13 protein-coding genes are annotated in these 22,675 nt (G+C 64.4%); 5 read left to right on the top strand and 8 right to left on the bottom strand.

Translation table 11 applies throughout. The features are described from left to right. Positions 1-46: 46 nt before the first annotated feature. Positions 47-289 (top strand): DUF6496 domain-containing protein, encoded by a 243-nt coding sequence (locus AS156_RS07270; protein WP_066501964.1) that lies wholly within the window; start codon positions 47-49, stop codon positions 287-289. Positions 290-471: 182 nt separating this feature from the next. On the opposite strand, the gene ku is transcribed toward AS156_RS07270, so the two are convergent. Further along, a complete protein-coding gene (ku, locus tag AS156_RS07265; RefSeq protein ID WP_066501958.1) occupies positions 472-1,356 on the bottom strand; it encodes a non-homologous end joining protein Ku in 885 nt (294 codons plus the stop codon). A gap of 104 nt (positions 1,357-1,460) precedes the next feature. Between ku and ligD the strand changes: the two genes are divergently transcribed. Then, entirely contained in the window at positions 1,461-4,073 is a 2,613-nt protein-coding gene (ligD, locus tag AS156_RS07260) for a DNA ligase D (RefSeq protein ID WP_066501954.1), read from the top strand. Positions 4,074-4,245: 172 nt separating this feature from the next. Here ligD and AS156_RS40425 read toward each other — a convergent pair whose 3' ends face one another. Then, positions 4,246-4,410: a DUF3309 family protein gene (locus AS156_RS40425; RefSeq protein WP_082747375.1), complete on the bottom strand. Its 165-nt coding sequence runs from the start codon at positions 4,408-4,410 to the stop codon at positions 4,246-4,248. A gap of 166 nt (positions 4,411-4,576) precedes the next feature. Between AS156_RS40425 and AS156_RS07255 the strand changes: the two genes are divergently transcribed. Then, the gene (locus tag AS156_RS07255) at positions 4,577-4,888 is read left to right on the top strand and encodes a polyhydroxyalkanoic acid system family protein (protein ID WP_066501952.1); all 312 of its coding nucleotides are present in this window, start codon (positions 4,577-4,579) and stop codon (positions 4,886-4,888) included. Between the two features lie 18 nt (positions 4,889-4,906). On the opposite strand, the gene treY is transcribed toward AS156_RS07255, so the two are convergent. The 6 genes from treY to AS156_RS07225 are packed head-to-tail and all read right to left on the bottom strand — an operon-like array spanning position 4,907 to position 18,953. Beyond that, the gene (gene treY, locus AS156_RS07250) at positions 4,907-7,693 is read right to left on the bottom strand and encodes a malto-oligosyltrehalose synthase (RefSeq protein WP_066501950.1); all 2,787 of its coding nucleotides are present in this window, start codon (positions 7,691-7,693) and stop codon (positions 4,907-4,909) included. A gap of 4 nt (positions 7,694-7,697) precedes the next feature. After that, positions 7,698-9,452, bottom strand: coding sequence for a malto-oligosyltrehalose trehalohydrolase (treZ, locus tag AS156_RS07245; RefSeq protein WP_066501948.1), 1,755 nt, complete (start codon positions 9,450-9,452; stop codon positions 7,698-7,700). Then, positions 9,449-11,521, bottom strand: a complete 2,073-nt coding sequence (glgX, locus tag AS156_RS07240) for a glycogen debranching protein GlgX (protein WP_066501945.1) — start codon at positions 11,519-11,521, stop codon at positions 9,449-9,451. Before glgX ends, treZ begins: the two co-directional genes overlap by 4 nt. 3 nt (positions 11,522-11,524) lie before the next feature. Next, positions 11,525-13,672, bottom strand: a complete 2,148-nt coding sequence (glgB, locus tag AS156_RS07235) for a 1,4-alpha-glucan branching protein GlgB (RefSeq protein WP_066501943.1) — start codon at positions 13,670-13,672, stop codon at positions 11,525-11,527. Continuing rightward, on the bottom strand, positions 13,669-16,974 hold the full coding sequence (gene treS, locus AS156_RS07230; RefSeq protein ID WP_066501933.1) for a maltose alpha-D-glucosyltransferase: 3,306 nt from the start codon (positions 16,972-16,974) through the stop codon (positions 13,669-13,671). The genes glgB and treS overlap by 4 nt, the downstream gene beginning before the upstream one ends. Beyond that, positions 16,971-18,953: an alpha-1,4-glucan--maltose-1-phosphate maltosyltransferase gene (locus AS156_RS07225; RefSeq protein ID WP_201456005.1), complete on the bottom strand. Its 1,983-nt coding sequence runs from the start codon at positions 18,951-18,953 to the stop codon at positions 16,971-16,973. Before AS156_RS07225 ends, treS begins: the two co-directional genes overlap by 4 nt. A 182-nt stretch (positions 18,954-19,135) precedes the next feature. Between AS156_RS07225 and malQ the strand changes: the two genes are divergently transcribed. Together malQ and AS156_RS07215 are read left to right on the top strand one after the other, a co-directional pair. Then, entirely contained in the window at positions 19,136-21,088 is a 1,953-nt protein-coding gene (gene malQ, locus AS156_RS07220; protein ID WP_066501930.1) for a 4-alpha-glucanotransferase, read from the top strand. 15 nt (positions 21,089-21,103) lie between these two features. Next, a partial coding sequence (locus AS156_RS07215) for a glycoside hydrolase family 15 protein (protein ID WP_245312587.1) occupies positions 21,104-22,675 on the top strand: 1,572 nt, incomplete at its 3' end.

Raw genomic sequence — 22,675 nt, 5'->3', positions numbered from 1 at the left:
TTTCGCAACCGGTGAGGATTGTTTTCGCTCACCGGGAGAAAAACTCATGGCAAGAAAGTACTCGCGGAAAACATCGAGCGACGTTCGGCGCGTGATGAAGAAGCGCAAGGCCGGGACGTTGCGCAGCGGCCGTTCCAAGAGGAAGGTGAAGAGCCGCAAGCAGGCCATCGCCATCGGCCTGTCGGAGGCGCGGGCCAAGGGCAGGAAGGTGCCGAAGAAGGCGGCCAAGAAGAAGGCTGCCAAGAAGCGAAAGACGACGAAGAAGCGCAAGGTGGCCAAGAAGCGGTAAGATTCGCATATCTCCCCACGTCATTGCGAGAAGCTCGCGACCAAATTGCAAAGCAATTTTGCGCTGAAGCGACGAAGCAATCCATCTTTCCACGGATGCGGAGAGATGGATTGCTTCGCGGAGCCTGTCATCGGGCGCGCATTCGCGCGACCCGTTGGCTCGCAATGACGGTTGGAGAGAACTTACCCCACCTTCCGCGGTCGCGCGCGCGACCGGTGCGCCTTCTTGCCCACGCGGCGATGCGGGGCCGGCCGACGCGCCGTCGAACGCGAGTGTCGTGCGCTGCTCCGGCCCTTCAGGCTCTGCTTCAGCGCGTCCATCAGGCTCACGACATTGCTCGGCTTTTCCTCGCGCTCGGCTGTCCCGATCGGCTTGCCGGCGGCCTTGCGGCGGACCAGCGCCTTCAGCGCGGTCTCATACTCGTCCTTGAACTTCGATGGGTCGAAATGCGCAGCCTTGCTGTCGAGGATGTGGCCGGCGAGATCGATCATGTCTTTTGTCACTTTGGGGCTCTTGATGTCATCGAAATAGTCGTCCGCGTCACGCACCTCGTAGGGGTAACGCAGCGTGGTGCCGAGCATGCCCTTGTCGAGCGGCTCGATCGCGATCACGTGCTCGCGGTTGGTCAGGACGATGCGGGCCAGGGCGACGCGGTCCTGGTCCTTCATGGCGTCGCGGATCACGGCAAAGGCATCGACACCGGCCTTGCCGTCGGGCCGGATGTAATAGGGATGATCGAGATAGCGCTTGTCGATCTCGCCCTCGGGCACGAAGCTGTCGATGTCGATGGTGTGATTGCTCTCGATCTGGACGGCTTCGAGCTCGTCCTTGTCGATCTCGACATATTCACCCTTCCTGATCTCGTAGCCGCGGCCCTTCTGGTCGCCGTCGACGACGTCACCGGTCTCGGCATCGACCATCTGCTGCTTCAGCCGGTTGCCGGTGTCCTTGTTGATCATATGGAAGCGGGTCTTCTCGACCGCCGTCGAGGCCGGATAGAGCGCCACGGGGCATGACACGAGCGAGAGCTTGAGCGTGCCTTTCCAATAGGCGCGGGGAGCCGCCATGATTTTCTCCAAACAGCTTGAGTTTGGAACTTGAACGGATACCGTGGGTTTTGGTTCCTGATGGCCGCGAAGGCGGCGGCCGTCGCTTGTGCCGAGGTCTTGTTGTGTCGCTGAGAAATCTGTCCACCTATCGCAAGAAGCGCGACTTCGAAAAGACCAATGAGCCGTCCGGCGACGTCAAGGTCGCGCCCGCCAAGCAGCGTCGCTTCGTTATCCAGAAGCATGACGCAACACGGCTGCACTATGACTTCAGGCTCGAACTCGACGGCGTCTTCAAGTCCTGGGCAGTGACGCGCGGCCCGTCGCTCGATCCGCATGACAAGCGGCTCGCGGTGGAGGTCGAGGATCATCCGCTCGATTACGGCGATTTCGAAGGAACGATCCCGGAAGGCCAGTATGGCGGCGGCACGGTGCAGCTTTGGGATCGCGGCTATTGGGAGTGTGATGATCCCGAGCGCGGCTTCAAGAAGGGCGACCTGAAGTTCACGCTCGATGGCGAGAAGCTGCATGGCAGCTGGGTGCTGGTGCGGATGAAAAACGACCGTTTCGGCGGCAAGCGCACCAACTGGTTGTTGATCAAGCACCGGGACGAATACGCCGTTGATGGGAATGGAGAAGACGTCCTCGAGGAGGATCGTTCAGTCGCTTCCGGCCGCTCGATGGCACAGATCGCGGCAGGCAAGGGGCGAGCGCCGAAGCCGTTCATGCTGGCCAGGGGCAATAGCAAGGCCAAGGCGGATGCCGTCTGGCACTCCAATCGCGGCGAGGCCGCCGAAGCGCGCGCCCGAACCAAGGCGCCACCTCCCAAGGCCCGACTGGCAGTGAAGCCGAAGCAGGTGTCAGAGATGCCGGATTTCGTCGCACCGCAGCTCTGTGCGTCGGTCGAGAGCCCGCCCAGCGGCTCGGGCTGGGGCCATGAAATCAAGTTCGACGGCTATCGAGTGCAGCTCCGCGTCGAGGACGGCGAAGCCGTGCTGAAGACCCGCAAGGGGCTCGACTGGACCGACAAGTTCGCCGCGATCGCGAGCGAAGCCGGCAAGCTCCCCGATGCCTTGATCGATGGGGAGATCGTTGCGCTCGACAAGAACGGCACGCCGCATTTCTCGACCCTGCAGGGCGCGCTGTCGGACGGCAAGACGGAGAAGCTGATCTTCTACGCGTTCGACCTGCCGTTCGCCGGTAAGGAGGACCTTCGTTCGCTGCCCCTTACCGAACGAAAGGCGCGGTTGAAGCAACTGCTCGACGCGCGCAAGGGCAAAGAAAGGCTGATCCGCTATGTGGAGCATTTCGAGGAGGATGGCGAAACCGTGCTGGAGTCCGCGCGAAAGCTCGGGTTGGAAGGCATCGTCTCCAAGCGGCTCGATGCACCCTATCGGTCCGGCCGATCCGACCACTGGACGAAAGCAAAGATCCGCGCCGGCCAAGAGGTGGTGATCGGCGGCTGGAAGACCACCAACGGCAAATTCCGCTCGCTGATGGCAGGTGTCTACCGCGGCGATCATCTGGCCTTTGTCGGCATCGTAGGCACCGGCTTCGGGCAGGACACGGTTCGCCGCATCATGCCGGCGCTGAAGGCGGCCGCGTCGGACACGAGTCCTTTCAGCGGCAAGGATGCGCCGAAGAAGACGCGCGACGTGTATTGGCTGAAGCCGGAGCTGGTCGCCGAGATCGAGTTTGCCGGCTGGACCGAGGGCGGCAATATCCGCCAGGCCGCGTTCAAGGGCCTGCGCCAGGACAAGCCGGCGCGCGAGGTGGAGGCGGAAAGGCCCGCCTTGACGAAAGTGGTGAAGCCGATGGCCAAGGGCAAAAAAGCGTCGAGCGAGGTGATGGGCGTCGCGATCTCCCATCCGGACAAGGCATTGTGGCCCGACGCCGGCGACGGCGCGGCGGTGACGAAACTCGATCTCGCAAAATATTTCGAGGCGGTCGGCGCTTGGATGCTCGACTATCTCAGGGGACGGCCGTGCTCGATCGTGCGCGCGCCCGACGGCATCAAGGGCGAGACGTTCTTCCAGCGGCATGCGATGGCGGGTACATCGAAGCTTCTGAAGCTCGCCAAGGTCTCCGGCGACCGCAAGCCCTATCTGCAGATCGACCAGGTCGAGGGGCTTGCGGCGGTTGCGCAACTGGGCGGCCTCGAACTGCATCCCTGGAATTGCGCGCCCGATGCCTATGACACGCCGGGCCGGCTGGTGTTCGATCTCGATCCGGCGCCGGACGTCGCGTTTGCCGATGTGATCGATGCCGCCAAGGACATGCGCCAGCGCTTGACCGCGGTCGGCCTCGAAAGCTTCTGCAAGACCACCGGCGGCAAGGGTCTTCACGTCGTGACGCCGCTGCTTTACGGCGCAAAAGACAAGGTGACGTGGAAGGAGGCCAAGGCCTTCGCGCAGGGAATCTGCCAGTGGATGGCGCAGGACGATCCCGAGCGCTATCTGATCAACATGTCGAAGGCCAAGCGCACCGGAAAGATCTTCCTCGATTATCTGCGCAACGATCGTCTCTCGACCGCTGTTGCGGTGCTGTCGCCGCGAGCGCGCGAGGGCGCCACGGTGTCGATGCCGCTGACCTGGACGCAGGTACGTGGCGACCTCGATCCGAAGAAGTACACCGTGCGAACCGTGCCGGCGCTGCTCGCGAAGACGAAGGCCTGGGATGGCTACGACGATGCGGCGTCATCGATCAAGACGGCGATGAAGAAGCTCGCGGCGCAGTAAAGCTAAGCCAACGAGTAGCCCCCATCCTCTCCCGTCATATCCCGCGAAAGCGGGGTATCCAGTACGCTGCGGCCTATCGGCTCAATCGTCGGCGTCTCTGGAATATTGGATTACCCGCCTTTCGCGGGTGATGACAGTGTGGGTGCCGATGGGAGCGCGCTATGCCCGAGCCCTACAACCTCCCGAGCAGCAGGAGGATCAACAGGATCACGATCACGAGGCCAAGGCCGCCGCCGCCGTAATAGCCGGTGCCGTAGAATGGTCCTCCACCGAGGCCGCTGAAGCCGCCGAGCAAAGCGATAATCAGAATAATCAGAATGATGGTTCCAAGCGACATCCGAATCTCTCCTCAGCTCTCGGTGCGTTTGCTTCTGCGTTGCGCTTGAGCAAACAAATCGGAATCGCGAAGGTTCCTGCAGCTTGCGGTGTGATATGATGCTTGAATCGTCCGTTTGCGTGGAACGGAATGGCACGAAACGAAATCGATAGAGGAGAGCTTTACGATGTCGGCGCCACTTATCGTTTCGATTCCTCACAGCCTCGGTCGGGAAGAAGCCATGCGTCGCCTGAAGTCGGGCCTGTCGCGTGCGGCCGCGAACGTGCCCGTGTTGAGCGTCGATGAAGAGCGCTGGGACGACAACCGCATGACCTTCCGCGTCCGTGCGCTGGGGCAGGTTGCCGCTGGACATCTCGACGTCGAGGACAAGCTTGTGCGGCTGGAGGTGACGTTGCCATGGCTGCTGCAGCGCTTCGCCGAGGTCGCGCAGATCGCGATCCAGAAGCGCGGGCAGTTGCTGCTGACCAAGCGGAACTGATCCGCGATTGCCGTGCTCTCAAGAATGGCTCCGAACGCTCGCCCGCCGGGACGCTCGCGTTGCTCCTGTGGCGGCCTTCGCTTTCAACACTGCGACAGGGAGAGACCCGAGCAGCGCAGGGAGCTGAAGCTTGTCCTTGCCGAGCTCGGTCGCAAGTCCCGCGCAATCGATCGTGCCTTCGAACGACTCCGGTCGCGGCCATGCCCGCCCGCCCTGCGTGAACGGGGCGAACCATCTGGCGACCGCGACGACAACTGCATCGCGACCGTGGCGCCGCGCGAACGCGATGACGTGATCGCGATGCGGGCCGCTCGCCGCGAGCGGCTCATAGCCGCCATTCGTGAAGACCTCGCGCATCTCGTTTCGTAGCCGCAGCAGGTGCCGCGTCCATGCCAGCTTCAGGCGGCCGTCTTGCCAGACTTGTGCCAGCGCATCCCAATCGGGCCTCTCCACCGTCGCCAGCGTCTCCGCGTGTTCGGTGAAATCGACCGGGCGGCGGTTGTCGGGATCGACCAGCGACAGATCCCATGTTTCCGTGCCCTGATAGAAATCCGGCACGCCCGGCATCGTCGCCTTCAGCGTGGCCTGACCGAGCGAGTTCAGCGCGCCGATCAGCGCGGTGCGTTGTGCGAGCGTATCGAGCGCGTCGAGGAACTCGGGGGCGGACTTGCGATCAAGGATCCGGTCGATGAAGGTCTTGACGCCGGCCTCGTAGGGCGCGTGCGGATTGAGCCAGCTCGTCTCCTGCTTGCCCTCGCGCGCCGACTTCAGTGCATAGGCCTGGATGCGCGCGACAAGGGATGTATCCTTCGGATCCCAGGCGCCGAGCAGGGCCTGATACAACATGTATTCGAAGGTCGCGGATGGCGCGCGCATCTCGCCGTCAAGCACGAGGTGCGGCGCGTTCAGCACCTTCCAGCGCGCGACCGCGCTGGTCCATTCGCCCGGAATTTCGGCAAGCGCCATGATCCGCGCACGGGCATCCTCGCCGCGTTTGGTGTCGTGGGTCGCGGTCGCCGTCATGCCGTGCGGCAATTCGTGGACGCGCGCCTGCATCATGGCGTGGAACCGTTCGGCGGAGAGCGCCGGCGCCGCGGGATCGCCGCCGACCTCGTTGAGCGCAAGCAGGCGATGGTAGCGATAGAAGGTCGTGTCCTCGAGCGACTTCGCCATCATCGGCCCGGTGAACTGCTGGACCTTCAGCGCGAAGCGGCGGACCCGCGGCACGCCGTGCGGCGGGCGGCCGGGCTTGAGCAAATCCATGGTAAGGGCATCGCGCAGGAAGTCGAAGATGCCCTCGTCGGCGGCGAACCAGTCGACGCGGGCGCGCTCGATCGTTGCATTGATCAGCGCGCGGTCATGGGCCGTCGGGCCAGCGCCGGTGAGATAGGTGCGGTAGACCGGGAAGTGCAGCACGTAGAGTTCGAGCGCCTGCCGCAAACTGTCGCCCGAGAAGTCGCGGGTCGAGTAGTGACCGCTGGCGATACGTGCCAATAGCCGTGCGAGCACGGTGAATTCGCTGGTCAGCAGCGTCTCCAGCACACGACGCTTGGCGGCGCGCAGCACCGGCGTCAGGGCGGGCGACTGGTTGCTGATCTGGCGCCAGATCTCGCTGAGCGGATCGAGGCCGTTGCCATCGACCATGACCTGGCTGATCACGTTCATCCATTCATAGCCGGTGGTGCCGTGGACGCCGCCGAATTTCGGCAACTTCTCGTCCTCGCCGAGGATCTTCTCGACCACCACGTAGAACGGCTTTGCCTTGGCGCCTTGCGCGGACCGGATCAGGCGCCGCAGGCGCTGGAAATATTGCGCGGGATCGCGCAGGCCGTCGATGTGATCAAGCCGGAGGCCCTGCAGCCGGTCCTCCGCGATCAGCCGCCGCACCAGGCTGTGGCTCGCCTCGAAGGTGCCGGCGTCCTCGACCCTGAGGCCGGCCAGCGTGTTGACGTCGAAGAAGCGGCGGTAGTTGATGTCGCTGGAGGCGAGACGCCAGTGACCGAGCTTGTAATGCTGGCGCTCCAGCAGGCGATGCAACGCCAGCGTCTGGGTGGGTCCTTCGCCGGCGCGATAGGCGACGAGGCCGCGCGCGATGATGTCGGCGCCGCCGTCGATCGCGCGCAGCTCCGCCTTGAGGGCCGGAGCCTCGATGCGGTTCGGATGGCGCAGTCCCCTGTACCGCGCGGCGAGGGCGAGCATGGCCCGTCCGGCCGCGCTCTCCTCTGCACCGGCCTCCCGGACGATGGTCCGCAGTACGTCGCCATAGCGTTCAGGCGCGATCGGCAGCCGGTGTTCGAAATACCAGGCCGAGAAACTGCCTTCGGCGGCGTCATAGCGCAGCTCGATCTCGCCGCGCTCCAGCGCCTGGCCGTAGGACGAGCCGAGGATCGGCAGCAGCACGCCGCCGCGCGCGCGATAGGGCAGCTGGTCCCAGTCGATGTCGAAGGAGACCGCGTGCGGCGACACCGGTCCCCATTCCAGCACGTCGAGCCACCACGGATTGTCGGCGAAATGCACGCCGACATGGTTCGGCACGAAATCGAGGATCAAGCCGAGATCGTTCTGCTTCAGCGCCGCGCTTAGCCGCGCAAAGCCGTCCTCGCCGCCGAGTTCCGGATTGAACTTGGTGTGATCGATGACGTCATAGCCGTGCGTCGACCCCTTGCGCGCCTTCATGAACGGCGATGCATAGACATGGCTGATGCCGAGCGCCTTCAGATACGGAACGACCTGCGCTGCGGCATCGAAGTTGAAATCGGCGGTGAGCTGCAGGCGGTATGTCGCGATCGGGATCGCCGGAGGCATTGGGCTAACCGATGTGCCAGCGCACCGACCACGGTGCGATGCGGTCTGACGGCCCATGGCCCCAGATCAGGCGTCCAGCCTGCTCGGATATGCCGGTGATCTCCCGATCCGACAGGTTGACCGCGAGCCGCAGCGCGCTCCCGTCGCTCATCCTCCAATGGGCCGTCAGCAGATCGCCGGCGAGGCCGGAATCGCCGAAACGGGCCGCGGCGAGACGCGGGGTGATCTCGCGCCGGCGAACCGAGAGCAGGTCGCGCACGAGCGCGAGCCGCGTGCGGCCCGGGTCGCGGTCGAGTGCCGTCCAGTCGAGCGCGGCCGATCGCACGGTCTCGTCGGCGAGCGGATCTGGAATGTCGTCACCGTACTTGGCGTAGGCCCAGGCGAACTCCTCGCGCCGGCCCTTGCGAACCGCGTTCGCAAGATCGCCCCTGAAATCGCAGAAGAAGGGGAAGGGCGACGTCGCGCCCCATTCCTCGCCCATGAACAGCATCGGCGTCGTGGGGGCGACCAGCGTGACGGCGAGTGCGGCGGCGACGGCTTCGGGCTTCGCGAGGCTCACGAGGCGATCGCCCAGCGGCCGGTTGCCGATCTGGTCGTGGTTCTGCAGGAAGTTGATGAAGCAGGTCGGCGACAGGGCGCCGCTGGGCTCACCGCGAGGCTTGCCGCCCCAGAAGTTCGAGACCTCGCCCTGATAGATGTAGCCGGAGGACAGCGCGCGCACGAGGTCTTGCTTCGGCGCGCGCTGATAGTCGCCGTAATAGCCCTGCGCTTCGCCGGTCAGGATCACGTGCCAGGCATGATGATAGTCGTCGTTCCACTGTCCCCGGAATTTGCCGCGCGGCGGATCCTCGACGTCATCGAGCAGGCTCGCAATGTTGTCCCCGTTTTCGAGCACGAGGTTGATCTGCCGGCCGGTTTCCGCAGCGAGATGCCCGGCGGCGCGACTGAAGTCGTGGAGAACGGAGACCTCGCCGGCTTCGACGATGGTGTTGACTGCATCGAACCGCAGCCCGTCGAAGCGATAATCGCGCAGCCAGCTCACGACGTTGCCGATCGCGAACGCGCGCACCTCAGGCACGCGATAGTCGATCGCGCTGCCCCACGGCGTGTGCGTATCGGTGAAGAAGGAGGGCGCATAGCAGCCGAGATAGTTACCCTCGGGGCCGAAATGATTATAGACCACGTCGAGCATCACCATCAGCCCGCGAAGATGCGCCTCGTCGATCAGCGTCTTCAAATCTTCGGGGCGTCCGTAGGCGCTGTCGGGTGCGTACCACAGCACGCCGTCATAGCCCCAGTTGCGCCGACCCGCGAAATCGGCAAGCGGCATCAATTCGAGCGCGGTGATGCCGGTCGCGACCAGATGATCGAGCTTGTCGATCATGGCGCGATAGGTGCCCTCGGGTGTGAAGGTGCCGACATGGGCCTCGAGGATGACGGCCTCATGCCAGGGACGGCCGCGCCATTCCGTCGCGCGCCATTTGAAGGCCGCGTGATCGATCACCTCGCTCGGGCCGAACACGTCATCAGGTTGGAATGCGGAGGCCGGATCTGGAACATCGATCTCGTCGTCGATGCGGAATTTGTAGCGCGTGCCGGCCCGCGTGCCCGGGATCTCGGCGACGTACCAGCCGGCCGCGTCGCGCGTCAGTGGGTGGGGTCTGTCGAGCAGGAGATCGACGCGCTCGGCCGCCGGCGCCCACAGCCGAAAGCGCGTCCCGTCGGGTGTCAGCTCCGGACCGAAATGCTGCGCATTCATGCGGAGCCCGCAAATGCCAGCACCGAGCGCGGCGGTGCCTTGGTCTCCGCGCCGGAGAAAAATCGCCCGGATATCTGCGCGGCCTCGGTCGTGTTCAACACCTGCTGCCAGCTCCTGTATTCGGGCATCTTCGGCATCTTGAACGCGATTTCCTGCGGCGCTGCGTTCAGCACGATAAAGATCGGCGCCTGTCCTGGTTCCATTGGCCCGAGCACATAGGCCAGGAACCTGCTTTCGGGAAATTTCCAGTCGGATTCATTCATCTCGTCGGCCGACGGCGTCAGCCACAGCACGCCGTACGTGCCGTCGGGGCGGCGGCCGTCGAGCCAGCGTTGGCAGCGGATCTGGCTGAAGCGGCGGCGCAGCTCGGTGAGGTGGCCGATGAAATCGACGAAGTCGTCATCCTTGCCGAGGTTCTCCCAGCCGACCCAACCGGTCTCGTTGTCCTGGCAATAGGCGTTGTTGTTGCCGTTCTGCGTGTTGCCGACTTCGTCACCGGCGAGGATCAGCGGCGTGCCCTGGGCCAGCAGCAGGCAGGCGAGCTGGTTCTTCCGCAGCTGGCGGCGCAGCGCGATGATGTTCGGATCGTCGGTCGGGCCTTCATGGCCGCAATTGTTGCTGTGATTATCGTTCGAGCCGTCGCGATTGTCCTCGCCGTTGGCTTCGTTGTGCTTCTCGTTGTAGCTGAAGAGATCCGCGAGCGTGAAGCCGTCATGCACGGTGATGTGGTTGATACTGGCGCGGGTGGCGCGGTTGTCGTGGTGAAACAGGTCGGAGGACGCGGTCATGCGGCCCGAGATCTCGCCGATCAGGCTGCCTTCGCCGCTCCAGTAGCGCCGCATCGCGCTGCGGTAGCGATCGTTCCACTCCGACCATTGCGACGGAAACGCGCCGACCTGGTAGCCGCCGAGGCCGAGGTCCCAGGGCTCGGCGACCATCTTCACGGTCGCCAGCACCGGATCCTGACGTACAGCGGTGAGGAAGGGGTGGTTGCGATCGAAACCGTTCGGCCCGCGCGCCAGCGTCGTGGCGAGATCGAAGCGGAAGCCGTCGATATGGCAGACCTCGACCCAGTAGCGCAGCGAGTCCATCACCATCTGCAGCACGCGCGGATGGGTGAGGTTGACCGAACTGCCGCAGCCGGTGAAGTCGTCATAGAAGCGCGGGTTCTCGCGGTTGAGCCAGTAGTAGGACGCATTGTCGATGCCGCGAAAGCACAGCGTCGGACCCATATGGTTGCCCTCGGCGGTGTGATTGTAGACGACATCGAGCAGTACCTCGATGCCGGCATCATGCAGCCGCGCCACCGTGGTGCGGAAAGAATCCAGCGCATTATCCTGCGCGTAGCGCGCCTCCGGCGCGAAGAAGGCGATGGTGTTGTAGCCCCAGTAATTCGAGAGCTTCTTCTCGACCAGGATGCGATCGTCGATCATCCCGTGGATCGGCAGCAGCTCGATCGTGGTGACGCCGAGCCGTCTGAGGTGGTCGATCATCGCGGGCGACGACAGGCCGGCATAGGTGCCGCGCAGGTTCGGCGGCACGTCCTCGCGCTTCTGCGTCAGGCCCTTGACGTGAGCTTCGTAGATGATGGTGTCTTCCCAGGGGATGTGCGGCCGGATCTCGCGGCGGCCCCAGTTGAAGGTCTCATCGACCACGACGGCTTTCGGCATGCCGCGGGCGTTGTCGCGCCGGTCGAAGGAGAGATCCTCGCGTGCGCTGCCGGTGCGGTAGGCGAAATGCGCGTCGCTCCACACCAGCCGCCCGGCCAAGCGCTTCGCGTAGGGATCGAGCAAGAGCTTGTTGGGATTGAAGCGGTGGCCGCGCTCCGGCGCGTAGGGTCCGTAGACGCGATAGCCGTAGAGCTGGCCGGGCGAGATGTCGTTGAGATAGCCGTGCCAGACGTCTTCGGTGCGCTCCGGCAGCTCGATCCGCTCGAGCTCGCGGCGGCCCTGGCCGTCGAACAGGCATAGCTCCACCTTCTCCGCGTTGGCAGAGAACAGTGCAAAATTGGTGCCCCTGCCGTCCCAGCTTGCGCCAAGCCGCGAGGACGTCCCCTCGGTCAGTCGCATCGATCAGCCTTCCGGCACGAGAAAGATCGCAGCCAGCGGGGGAATGGTCAGGCTCAGCTCCGGGGGCGGTCCTTCCAGCGCGCGGACCTCGCCGATATTGCCGACATTGCTGCCGCCATAATGCGCTGAGTCCGAATTGAGCGCTTCGTGCCACTTGCCTGCGAACGGCACGCGGACGCGGTAGTTGCGATAGACGTTGGGCGAGAAGTTCGCAACGATGAGGCAGCGCGCCCGCTCACCGCTGCCCTTGCGCATCCAGGCGAACACGTTGTTGTTGGCGTCGTCGGTGATCACCCATTCGAACCCGGCCGGATCGCAGTCGAGCTCGTGCAGCGCCGGCAGCGCCCGATAGAGGCGGTTGAGGTCGCGGATCAGGTTCTGGACGCCGCTATGTTTCGGCTGCTCCAGCAGATGCCAATCCAGCGAGTGGTCGTGATCCCATTCGCGCTCCTGGCCAAACTCGCAGCCCATGAACAGCAACTTCTTGCCGGGATGGCCGAACATGAAGCTGTAGTAGGCGCGCAGATTGGCGAAGCGCTGCCAGTCGTCGCCGGGCATGCGCCCCAGGATCGAGCGTTTGCCGTGCACGACCTCATCATGCGACAGCGGCAGGATGAAATTCTCCGAGAAGGCGTAGTGCAGGCCAAACAGGATGTCGCCGTGATGGTATTTGCGGTGGATCGGATCCTTGCTGACATACTTCAGCGTGTCGTGCATCCAGCCCATGTTCCATTTGTAGCCGAAGCCGAGGCCGCCATATTCGACCGGGCGCGACACTTGCGGCCATGCGGTTGATTCCTCGGCCGCGGTGGTGGCTTGCGGAAAATGCGCGAATACCTCGGTGTTGAAGCGGCGCAGGAAGTCGATGGCTTCGATATTCTCCCGGCCGCCATATTTGTTCGGAATCCAGCTGCCGGCGGGGCGGCTATAGTCAAGGTAAAGCATGGAGGCGACCGCATCGACGCGCAGTCCGTCGACGCCATAGCGTTCCAGCCAGAACAGCGCGTTCGAGACCAGGAGGTTGGTGACCTCGGTGCGCCCGTAATTATAGATCAGCGTCCCCCAGTCGAGATGGCGGCCCTGCAAGGGGTTGGCGTGCTCGTAGAGCGCGGTGCCGTCGAAGCGGCCGAGCCCGTGGGGATCGTCGGGGAAATGCCCTGGGACCCAATCGAGCAGCACGCCCAGTCCCGCGCGATGGCAGGCATCGACCAGCGCCGCGAAATCGTCAGGCGAGCCGAAGCGGCTGGTCGGCGCGAACAGGCCGGTCGGCTGATAGCCCCAGGAGCCATCGAAGGGATGCTCGCTGACCGGGAGGAATTCGACATGGGTAAAGCCCATGTCGCTTGCATAGGCCGGAAGCTGCTCAGCCATGTCGCGATAAGTCAGCCACTCGTTTTGACCCTTGCGCCGCCAGGAGCCGAGATGGACCTCGTAGATCGAGACCGGCGATCTCAGAGCGTTGACGCCGTCGGGCGCCGGGTGTGGGTGCGGGATGTTGCGCTCGTCGAACACGATCGACGCGGTCTTCGGGCGGACCTCGGCGGCGAAGGCCAGCGGATCCGACTTCAGCGGCATATGCTGGCCGTTCCGACCGACGATGTCGAACTTGTAGCGGTCGCCGGCGCGCGCGCGCGGGATGAACAGCTCCCAATAGCCGACGCCGCGGACGCGCATCGGATGCCGCCGTGCGTCCCAGAAATTGAAATCGCCGACCACGCTGACCCGCCGCGCGTTCGGAGCCAGCACCACGAAGCCGACGCCCTCGACGCCATCCAGCGTCATCGGATGTGCGCCGAGCGTATCGTAGACGCGCTGATGCGTGCCTTCGCCGAGCAGATAGAGGTCGAAGTCGCTCAGAATCGGCGGAAACCTGTAGGCGTCCTCGAATTCGACGACGTTTTCGCCGAAACGCGCACGGAGCTGGTAGCGTGTGGAACCGTTGGGCAGGGGTCCGGCGAACAGCCCGGCGTCATGAATCCGCGCCAGCGGCGCCGTCTCGCCATGCTCGCCGATCGCCTCGACATTGCTGGCGTCGGGCAGGAAGGCGCGCACGACGCTGCGATCCCCCTCGGTATGGAGGCCGAGATAATGGAAGGGATCGGAGTGGCGGCCTTCGATGATGGCATAGGCTTCGGCGGGCAGTTTGGTCATGCAACCTCATGCGGCTGTTGCGCCAGGATCCTCAGCAGGCCGGTCAGGGGAATCCGCAGCCAATCCGGCCTATTGGCGAGCTCATATTCGATCTCGTAGATGGCTTTCTCAAGCAGGAAAAAGCTGAGCAGGCGATCGGCCGCCTTGGCGTCGGTCGGCCACAGGCGCTGGCCGGCCATCGCCTCGCGATAACCCGCGAGGAAGGCGTCGGTTGCCCGATCGCGCCATTCCGCCAGGGTAAGGCTCAATCGGCCGCTCTCGTCGGGCGCGACCCTGAGCGCGCGTTCCAGGGCGGCCGTCATCGCATAGTCGATCGAGCGGATCAGGTAGGCGACGTCGCGTGCCGCCGGCGCCTTGCGGCGGCGCTCGGCGATGGTCCGGCCGGGCCCGCCGTCGAAATCGATGATGAAGATGTCGTCCTTGACGACCAAGAGCTGGCCGAGATGGAGGTCGCCGTGGTGGCGGATGTTGACCCCGCCGACCTCGCGCGGCAACAGCGCCTTCAGGCGGTCAGGCAGCAGATCGTGCTGGGCCAGCAACTGGTCGGCCAGCAGTCGGTCGGAGCCCTTCAGTGTGTCGCGCCGCTGCTTCAGCGTGTCGAATACGCGCTCGGCGCGCGCCATGGTCTCGTCGTTCCAGCGCTGCAGGTCCTCGGAGCGCGTCGGCTCCGGCGCGAAATCCGGCAGCTCCCTGTTGCTGGCGAGCGCGATATGCAGCTCGGCCAGGCGTTTTCCGCTCAGCGACACGTGGCGCAGATAGGTGGCCTGATCGCCGTTCTCCGCCAGATGCTCGCTCGCGGCGAGCAGCCGCTGCTTCTCGACGAGGCGGTCGAGGTGGGCGGCGGCAACCGCCCAGAGGTCGCCCTGATTGACGACCATGGCATGCAGAACCGCGATCGCGCTGCGCTTGTCGCCTTCGATCAGCTCGGCGGTGCCGAGCAGGGCAGGGGTGTTGGCAAAGCCCGCCACTTCAGTGAGGAAGCGGCTGACCTCGATCTCGGGATTGATGCCGACCTCGAGCTTCCGGTAAATCTTGGTGACGTATTCGTTGTCGACCAGCGCGGTCGAGTGCGGCTGATCGTTCTCGAAGACGCGAATGCGCTCCGGTTGCCGGACCGGCTTGTCCGAGAAGCGGCTGGTTGGCCGGAATTCGAGCTTCAATCCCTGCTCGCCCTCATGGACGGTCAGATTTTCGCGGAGATTGCGCAGGAACAGCCCTGTAAAAATCTGGTCGGTGGCGACATCGAGCAGCGTACCCTCGCGCGCACCCTGCCGTATGGCGGCGAAAGCGCGCGGGTTGTAGCGCTCACGGTCGAAGCGCACCCATTCGATCTGCATCGGCAGCACATAGCGGCTGGTCGTGCCGCGCTGCGTCGTCTCGAAGAAGATCAGCCAGGGCCTGTTGTCGCCGATGTCGCAGAACGGGATGGCAGCCACCAGGTTCGGCTGGATCGTCTGGGCGGAGTGCTCCGGGTACCAGCGCGTGCGGGCGAGATGGTCGGGCAGCACGTCGTGCTCGAACACGCCGCGGGTGCGTGCCAGCGACGTCCAGGTCGAATTGAGCGGCACCACCAGCGTCTCGAATTCCGGCACGGCGCGCGGGGGCACCGGCTCGGACTTGTCGCGCTCCTGCAGCTGGAACCAGTAGAAGCCATAAGGCGCCAGCGTGATCATGTAGGGCAGCTCGCCGATCGCCGGGAAGCGCGTGCGCCCCAGCATCTCGAGCGGAATCCGGTCCTTGAAGGCGGAGAGGTCGAGCTCGGTCGCCTGCGCGGAGCGCGACAAATTGGCGACGCACAGGATGACCTCGCCCTGGTACTCACGCACATAGGCGAGCACCGAGCGGTTCTCCGGGCGGATGAAGGTCATGGTGCCGCGTCCGAACGCCAGCGTCGACTTGCGCACCGCGATCAGCCGCTTGGTCGCAGACAGCAGCGACGACAGGCTGCGCGACTGCGCCTCGACGTTGACCGATTCGTAGCCGTAGACCGGATCCATGATCATCGGTGCGTAGAGCCGCGCCGGGTCGGCGCGCGAGAAGCCGCCATTGCGGTCCGGCGACCATTGCATCGGCGTCCGCACGCCGTTGCGGTCGCCGAGATAGATATTGTCGCCCATGCCGATCTCGTCGCCGTAATAGATGATCGGCGTTCCCGGAAACGACAGCAACAGCGAGTTCATCAGCTCGATCTTGCGCCGGTCATTGTCCATCAGCGGCGCAAGCCGCCGGCGGATGCCGACATTGATCCGCGCGCGCGGATCGTTGGCATAGGTCGACCACAGATAATCGCGCTCGACGTCGGTCACCATTTCCAGCGTCAGCTCGTCGTGATTGCGCAGGAACAGCGCCCATTGGCAGGCGGCGGGGATATCCGGCGTCTGCCGCAGGATGTCGGTGATCGGGAAGCGGTCTTCCTGCGCGATGGCCATGTAGATGCGCGGCATCAGCGGGAAGTGATAGGCCATGTGGCACTCGTCACCATGGCCGAAATATTCCTGCACGTCCTCCGGCCATTGATTGGCCTCGGCCAGCAGGACCTTCCCCTTGGCATAGGCGTCGAGTTCCTGGCGCAGCCGCTTGATGATGGCATGCGTCTCCGGCAAGTTTTCGTTGTTGGTGCCGTCGCGCTCGCACAGATAGGGAATGGCGTCGAGCCGGAAGCCGTCGACGCCGGTGTCGAGCCAGCGCTTCATCACCTGCGTGATGGCGCGCACCACGCGCGGATTGTCGAAATTCAGGTCCGGCTGATGCGAGAAGAAGCGATGCCAGTAGAATTGGCCGGCCTCCGGATCCCAGGTCCAGTTGGACTTCTCGGTATCCGTGAAAATGATGCGGGTGCCGGCGTATTTCTGATCGGTGTCGCTCCAGACGTACCAGCTCCGTGCGCTCGAGTTCGGCGCGCTGCGGCGTGCGCGCTTGAACCAGGCATGCTGATCGGAGGTGTGATTGACGACGAGCTCGGTGATGACGCGCAGCCCGCGCTTCTTCGCCTCCTGGATGAAGCGCTTGAAATCCTTCATCGTCCCGAAATCGGGATTGATGTCGCCGTAGTCGGCGATGTCGTAGCCGTCGTCGCGGCCGGGCGAAGGATAGAACGGCAGCAGCCACAGCACGGTGACGCCGAGTTCCTGCAGATAGCCGAGCTTTTCCGTCAGCCCCGCGAAGTCGCCGATGCCGTCATTGTTGCTGTCGGCGAACGCCTTGACGTGAAGCTGATAGATGATGGCGTCCTTGTACCAGAGCTCGTCCGTGGTCTCGGTCGCGACCTTCTCCTCGATGTCGACGCTGGAGAATACGTTCATGACGGCTCCTTCAGGCCCACGCAGCGCAACAGCCGCGCGGGGTCGCGCTTGGGATCGATGTGCAGGCGGACACCGCCCCATTCGAGCGAATGGCGCTCGCCGGTGACGAGGTCTTCCACCGCGGTAACGGGACAGCGCGCATCGCCGTGTCTGACCATGGCGTCACCGAGCGGAAGCCAGATGTCGCGCACATCGGGCGACAATGCGACTGCCGCTGCGATCACATTGGTCTGATCGACGGATTGCTTGACAAAGCCGATCACGTCGCCGTCCTCGATGCCGATAAAGCGCAGATTGTTCGTCTGTTGCAGCGCTGAATTGCCGCGTCTGATCCGGTTGAGAGCGGCGACATACGGCTTGATGTTCCCCGGCTGTTCCCAGTCTCGAACCTTGATCTCATATGTTTCAGGGTTGAGATAGTCTTCCCGGCCGGGGATCGGGGCATGCTCCAGCAGCTCGAAGCCGCTGTAGATGCCGTAGCTGCTCGACAGCGTCGCGGCGAGCGCGACACGCGATTTGAACATCCAGGATTCGCCGCTTTGCAGGTGGAAAGGCAGGACGTCAGGCGTGTTGACGAAGAAATTCGGCCGAAAGAAGTCACGCTCCGGGTAAGAGTTCAATTCGCCGAGATACTGTTCGATCTCTGAGCGCAGGGTGCGCCAGGCGAAATAGGTATAGGACTGCGTGAAGCCGAGCTTCGCCAGACCCTTCATGAGTTTAGGCCGCTCAAAGCTGCCCGCCAGGAAGAGCACCTCGGGATCGTGGCGCTGCACCTCGCGGATCAGCCATTCCCAGAAGCTGAGCGGCCTGGTGTGCGGATTGTCGATCCGGAAAATCCTGACGCCCTGGTCGACCCAGAACAGGACGACATCGCGCAGCGCCTGCCACAATGCAGCAGCGTCCTCGCCCGTGAAGTCGGGATCGACGACATCGTCCGGCTGCGGCCGATCTTCGGCAGGGCGCATCGATCCGTCCGGACGATGCCTGAACCATTGCGGATGCTGCTTCAGCCAGGGATGATCCGGCGAGCAGTTGGGGGTGAAGTCGAGCGCGACCTCCATATCGTGTGCGCGGCACGCGGCGACGAAGGCTCGGAAATCCTCTAGTGTACCAAGCTCGGGATGCACGGCGTCGTGGCCGCCATCCGCCGAGCCGATCGCGTAGGGGCTGCCGGGATCGCCAGGTTGCGCAGTTGCCGCATTGTTGCGGCCCTTTCGGTGCTCTCGTCCGATCGGATGGATCGGCGTCAGCAGGACGACATCAAAATCCATCGCCGCGACATCGGGAAGCCGCGCGATGCAATCGCTGAACGTCCCATGTGCGCCGGGCACTTTGCCCTGGCTGCGCGGAAACATCTGATACCAGGCGCCATGGCGTGCTCTCGGCCGGTCAGCGACCAAAGGGAACAGCTGCGATCTCGTCAGGTCGGGACGAAACTGGCTGTCGGCCATCGCCTCCTTCAATTCCGGCGCGAGCAGCGCGCCAGCCTCGCCGGTCTGCAGATAGATTTCGCACTGCCTGATGATCACCGCAGCGTCCGCCGGACCTCCGGCCTGCGCCTGGGTCAGCATGCCCGCGCCTTCGATCGCGTCCAGGGTGAGGTCGCCGCTGCTCTTCTGCTTCTGCTCGAAGCGATGCCGCCAACTGGCGAATTCGTCGGTCCAGGCCTCGATCGCGAACTTGTAGCGGCCGGGCCGATCGGGGACGAAGGTGCCGCCCCAGCGATCGTCGCTGTGCAGCGTCATCGCTGCGTGGCGCCAATCGCCGTCAGCCTCGTGCCGCCACACCAATGCGGCGGCGATCACGTGATGTCCGTCACGGTAGATGTCGGCCCACACCTCGACCGCTTCGCCCATGATCCGCTTGACCGGAAAACGGCCGCAATCGACCGACGGATAGACGTCGGTGATATGAAAAGTGCCGCTGGCACTCTCGACAGGTCGGGCAGTTTTGTTCACGGTGATGCCGCCATCGAACATGCAAATGATGTCCCGGCGGCGGGAAGGAGGCGCGCCAGACCCATATAGAAAGCCGCTTGCCGGGCATTGGTTCCCGGTGGGAACGCGACGTGGGGTAGAGCGTTGAGCATCGTCTATCCCTTTCCCGTATCTGGACAATTTAGCAACGAACCAAATCCCGTTGCGAGCGAGCAGCGTGCCGAATGGACCTTTACGCCAAAGCCAAGACCCTGGGAATCCAGACTGAGTATATCGACGGCAGCGGTCACCGCCGTGTGACATCGCCCGAGGCGCTCTCGGCCATCCTCGACGGGCTGCCGCCCCAGACACCGCGCCAGATCATCGCCGAGCCGGTGGTCGTTCGCGCCGGCCAAGCCGCGCGAACGGAGCTGCCGGAGGCGGTCCGGCTTCCGGTGCAATGGAAGGTCACCAATGGTTCCGGCCTGCTTGCGCAAGGCGAGGCGCGCGAACGGAGCCTGGCCTGGCCGTCCGATCTGCCCGAAGGCGTGCACCGGCTGCAGCTGTCGGATGCGTCGGGCACGAGCGAAGAGGTGCCGCTGCTGGTGGCGCCGGGACGCGCGTTCGGCGGTGATTTCGACCGTAGCTGGGTGATCGCTGTCCAGCTCTACGGCGTGCGGTCCGCACGGAACTGGGGCATCGGCGACTTCACCGATCTGCAGCATTTGCTCGAATTCGCGCATCAGGTCGGCGCCGACGGTGTCGGCCTCAATCCGCTGCACGTGCTGTTCGATGATCAGCCCGGCGATTGCAGTCCTTACTCGCCGAACAGCCGGCTGTTCCTCAACGCGCTCTATATCGACGTTGAGAAAATTCCCGAGTTTCGGATCAATGCGGAGGCGCAAGGCGCATTGGCGCCGCTCCGAACCCGCGACATCGTCGATTACGTCGCGGTCGCCACCCTGAAGTGGCGCGCGTTGCGTGCGGCGTTTGCGGCCTTCAAGGCCAATCCAGGCCTCGGCCGCTGGCAGGATTTCGAGACCTATCGCCGCGAGCAGGGCGAGCTGTTGTCACGCTTCGCCTGCTTCGAGGTGATGCGGCACAAGTTCAACACGCCGTGGTGGGAATGGCCGGCCGAATGGCGTGAGCCCAACGACACGGCGTGTGCGAGGTTGCGCAAGGCGCGCGACACGGCTGCCGAGGTCGAGTTCGTCGAATTCGTGCAATGGACTGCCGACCGCCAGCTCGGCGCCTGCCAGGCTCTCGCGCACAGACTCGGCATGCGGGTCGGGCTTTACCTCGACGTCGCCGTCGGCGTGCAGTCGAACGGCTTTGACGCGTGGAATGAGCAGACCGCGATCTCGCGCCACCTCGGTGTCGGTGCACCGCCGGATCCGCTCAACACCGCCGGTCAGGATTGGGGGCTCGCCGGCTTCAACGCCGGTGGTCTCGAGCAGCGCTCCTTCGGGCCGTTCAGGCAGATGCTGCGCGCCGCGATGCATCATGCCGGCGCCGTCAGGCTCGACCATGCGTTCGGGCTGAAGCGGCTCTACCTCGTGCCGCGCGGCTTTGGTCCCGCCAACGGCGCCTATGTGCTGATGCCGTTCGAGGCGCTGCTGGCGGCGACCGCGCAAGAGAGTGTCGCCAATCGCTGCGTGGTGATCGGCGAGGATCTCGGCACCGTGCCGGAAGGCTTCCGCGAGCAGATGAACGGCTGGGGCATCTGGTCCTATCTCGTGATGATGTTCGAGCATGACGAGCGAGGCGTCTTCCGCAACGCCGACTATTATCTCGCCGATGCGCTCGTCACCTTCAACACCCACGACCTCTCGACCTATGCCGGCTGGCGCTCATTCAGCGACCTCAAGACCAAGCGCGGGCTCGGGATCGATCCTGGCGAAACCGACGAAGGACGCTGGCACGCGCTCGGCCAGCTCGACGACCTGCTTCGCCGGCATGACATCCATAAGAACGATCTCTATTCGGTGACGAGCTTCCTGGCGCGGACCCGATCGCGCCTGATGGTGGTTTCGATGGAGGATCTGCTTGGCCTGATCGAGCAGCCCAACATTCCCGGCACCGTCAACGAGCATCCGAACTGGCGGCGACGGCTTCCGGTCTCGATCGAGCATCTGTCGTCGGTGATCGACGTCGAGGCGCTCAAGCGTGCGACCCGCGAGCGGTCGCGCCCAGGGTAACGCGGAGCGCAGCCCTTGACCTCCCGGATCGAAGACTACGGACTGATCGGCGATTGCGAGACCGCAGCGCTGGTCGGTCGCGACGGGTCGATCGACTGGTTGTGCTGGCCGAACTTCGATTCCGATGCGTGCTTCGCGGCGCTACTCGGCACACCGAAGCACGGCCGCTGGTTGATCACACCGGCTGAAAAGATCATCCGGACGTCGCGCCGTTACCGCGACAACACGCTGATCCTTGAGACGCAGCTCGAGACCGAGCACGGCGCGGTCGCGCTGATCGACTTCATGCCGCCGCGCGGCAACGCCTCCGACGTGGTCCGCCTCGTTCGCGGGATCCACGGCCGTGCGAAGATGCGCATGGAGCTGGTGATCCGCTTCGGCCTCGGCATCGATGTGCCCTGGGTGAGAAGGAATCTGGACGGGCCGGGGCTGATCGCGATCTGCGGGCCGGATATGACCGTACTGCGCACGCCGATCGAAACCCGCGGCGAGGATCTGACCACAGTGGCCGACTTCGAGGTCGGCGAGGGGGAGACGATCCCCTTCGTGCTGACCTACGGCCCGTCGCATCTTCCGGTGCCGGCGCCGATCGATCCCGAGGCGGCGCTGAAGGATGCCGAAGATTACTGGACCGAATGGTGTAGTCGCTGCACCTATCATGGCGGCGATCGCGCCCTCGTCATGCGCTCGCTGATCACGCTGAAGGCGCTGACGTTCCGGCCGACCGGCGGCATTGTCGCGGCGCCGACCACCTCATTGCCGGAAAAGCTCGGGGGCGCCCGCAATTGGGACTATCGCTTCTGCTGGCTGCGCGATGCCACCTTCACGTTGCTGGCGCTGATAAACTCGGGCTATACTGATGAAGCAGCGGCCTGGAATAACTGGCTGCTGCGCGCGGTGGCCGGTACGCCGGCCGACATGCAGATCATGTACGGCATCATGGGCCAGCGCCGCCTGCTGGAATGGGAGGCCGGATGGCTGCCGGGCTATGAGGGGGCCCAGCCGGTGCGGATCGGCAACGCCGCGCACGCGCAGGTGCAGCTTGATGTCTACGGCGAGTTGATCGACGCCTTCCACCAATCCCGCATGGCCGAGCTGAAGCTCGGCAAGGAGAACTGGTCGCTGGAATGCACCGTCGTCGATCATCTCGCCGACGTTTGGGACAAGCCGGATCACGGCATCTGGGAACGCCGCGGCGAGCCCAGGCACTATGTCTTCTCCAAGGTCATGACCTGGGTTGCCTTCGACCGCGCCATCAAGAGCGTGGAGCGGTTCGGCTTCAAGGCACCGGTGGTCAAATGGCGGGTGCTGCGCGAGGCCATCCATCGCGACGTCTGCGAGAGAGGTTTTGACCGCGACCTCAACAGCTTCGTCGACAGCTATGGCTCGAAGCTGCTCGACGCCAGCATCCTGCTGCTGCCGGCGGTCGGCTTCCTGCCGCCGACCGATCCGCGTGTTCGCGGCACGATCGTTGCGATCGAGAAATACATGATGCGCGACGGGTTCGTGCTGCGCCACGACCCGCGCGAGGTATCCGATGAAATCCAGCCGATCGAGGGGGCGTTCCTGGCCTGCAGCTTGTGGCTC

This window comes from Bradyrhizobium macuxiense (assembly GCF_001542415.1).
Taxonomy (GTDB): domain Bacteria; phylum Pseudomonadota; class Alphaproteobacteria; order Rhizobiales; family Xanthobacteraceae; genus Bradyrhizobium; species Bradyrhizobium macuxiense.
The sequence above is the reverse complement of the archived record's forward strand: the minus strand, read 5'-3'. Positions and strand labels throughout refer to the sequence as shown.

Coding starts and splice junctions, on each gene's coding strand:
- AS156_RS07270 (WP_066501964.1), top strand. CDS start 47: ATGGCAAGAAAGTACTCGCGGAAAACATCGAGCGACGTTCGGCGCGTG.
- ku (WP_066501958.1), bottom strand. CDS start 1,356: ATGGCGGCTCCCCGCGCCTATTGGAAAGGCACGCTCAAGCTCTCGCTC.
- AS156_RS40425 (WP_082747375.1), bottom strand. CDS start 4,410: ATGTCGCTTGGAACCATCATTCTGATTATTCTGATTATCGCTTTGCTC.
- AS156_RS07255 (WP_066501952.1), top strand. CDS start 4,577: ATGTCGGCGCCACTTATCGTTTCGATTCCTCACAGCCTCGGTCGGGAA.
- treY (WP_066501950.1), bottom strand. CDS start 7,693: ATGCCTCCGGCGATCCCGATCGCGACATACCGCCTGCAGCTCACCGCC.
- treZ (WP_066501948.1), bottom strand. CDS start 9,452: ATGAATGCGCAGCATTTCGGTCCGGAGCTGACACCCGACGGGACGCGC.
- glgX (WP_066501945.1), bottom strand. CDS start 11,521: ATGCGACTGACCGAGGGGACGTCCTCGCGGCTTGGCGCAAGCTGGGAC.
- glgB (WP_066501943.1), bottom strand. CDS start 13,672: ATGACCAAACTGCCCGCCGAAGCCTATGCCATCATCGAAGGCCGCCAC.
- treS (WP_066501933.1), bottom strand. CDS start 16,974: ATGAACGTATTCTCCAGCGTCGACATCGAGGAGAAGGTCGCGACCGAG.
- AS156_RS07225 (WP_201456005.1), bottom strand. CDS start 18,953: ATGTTCGATGGCGGCATCACCGTGAACAAAACTGCCCGACCTGTCGAG.
- malQ (WP_066501930.1), top strand. CDS start 19,136: ATGGACCTTTACGCCAAAGCCAAGACCCTGGGAATCCAGACTGAGTAT.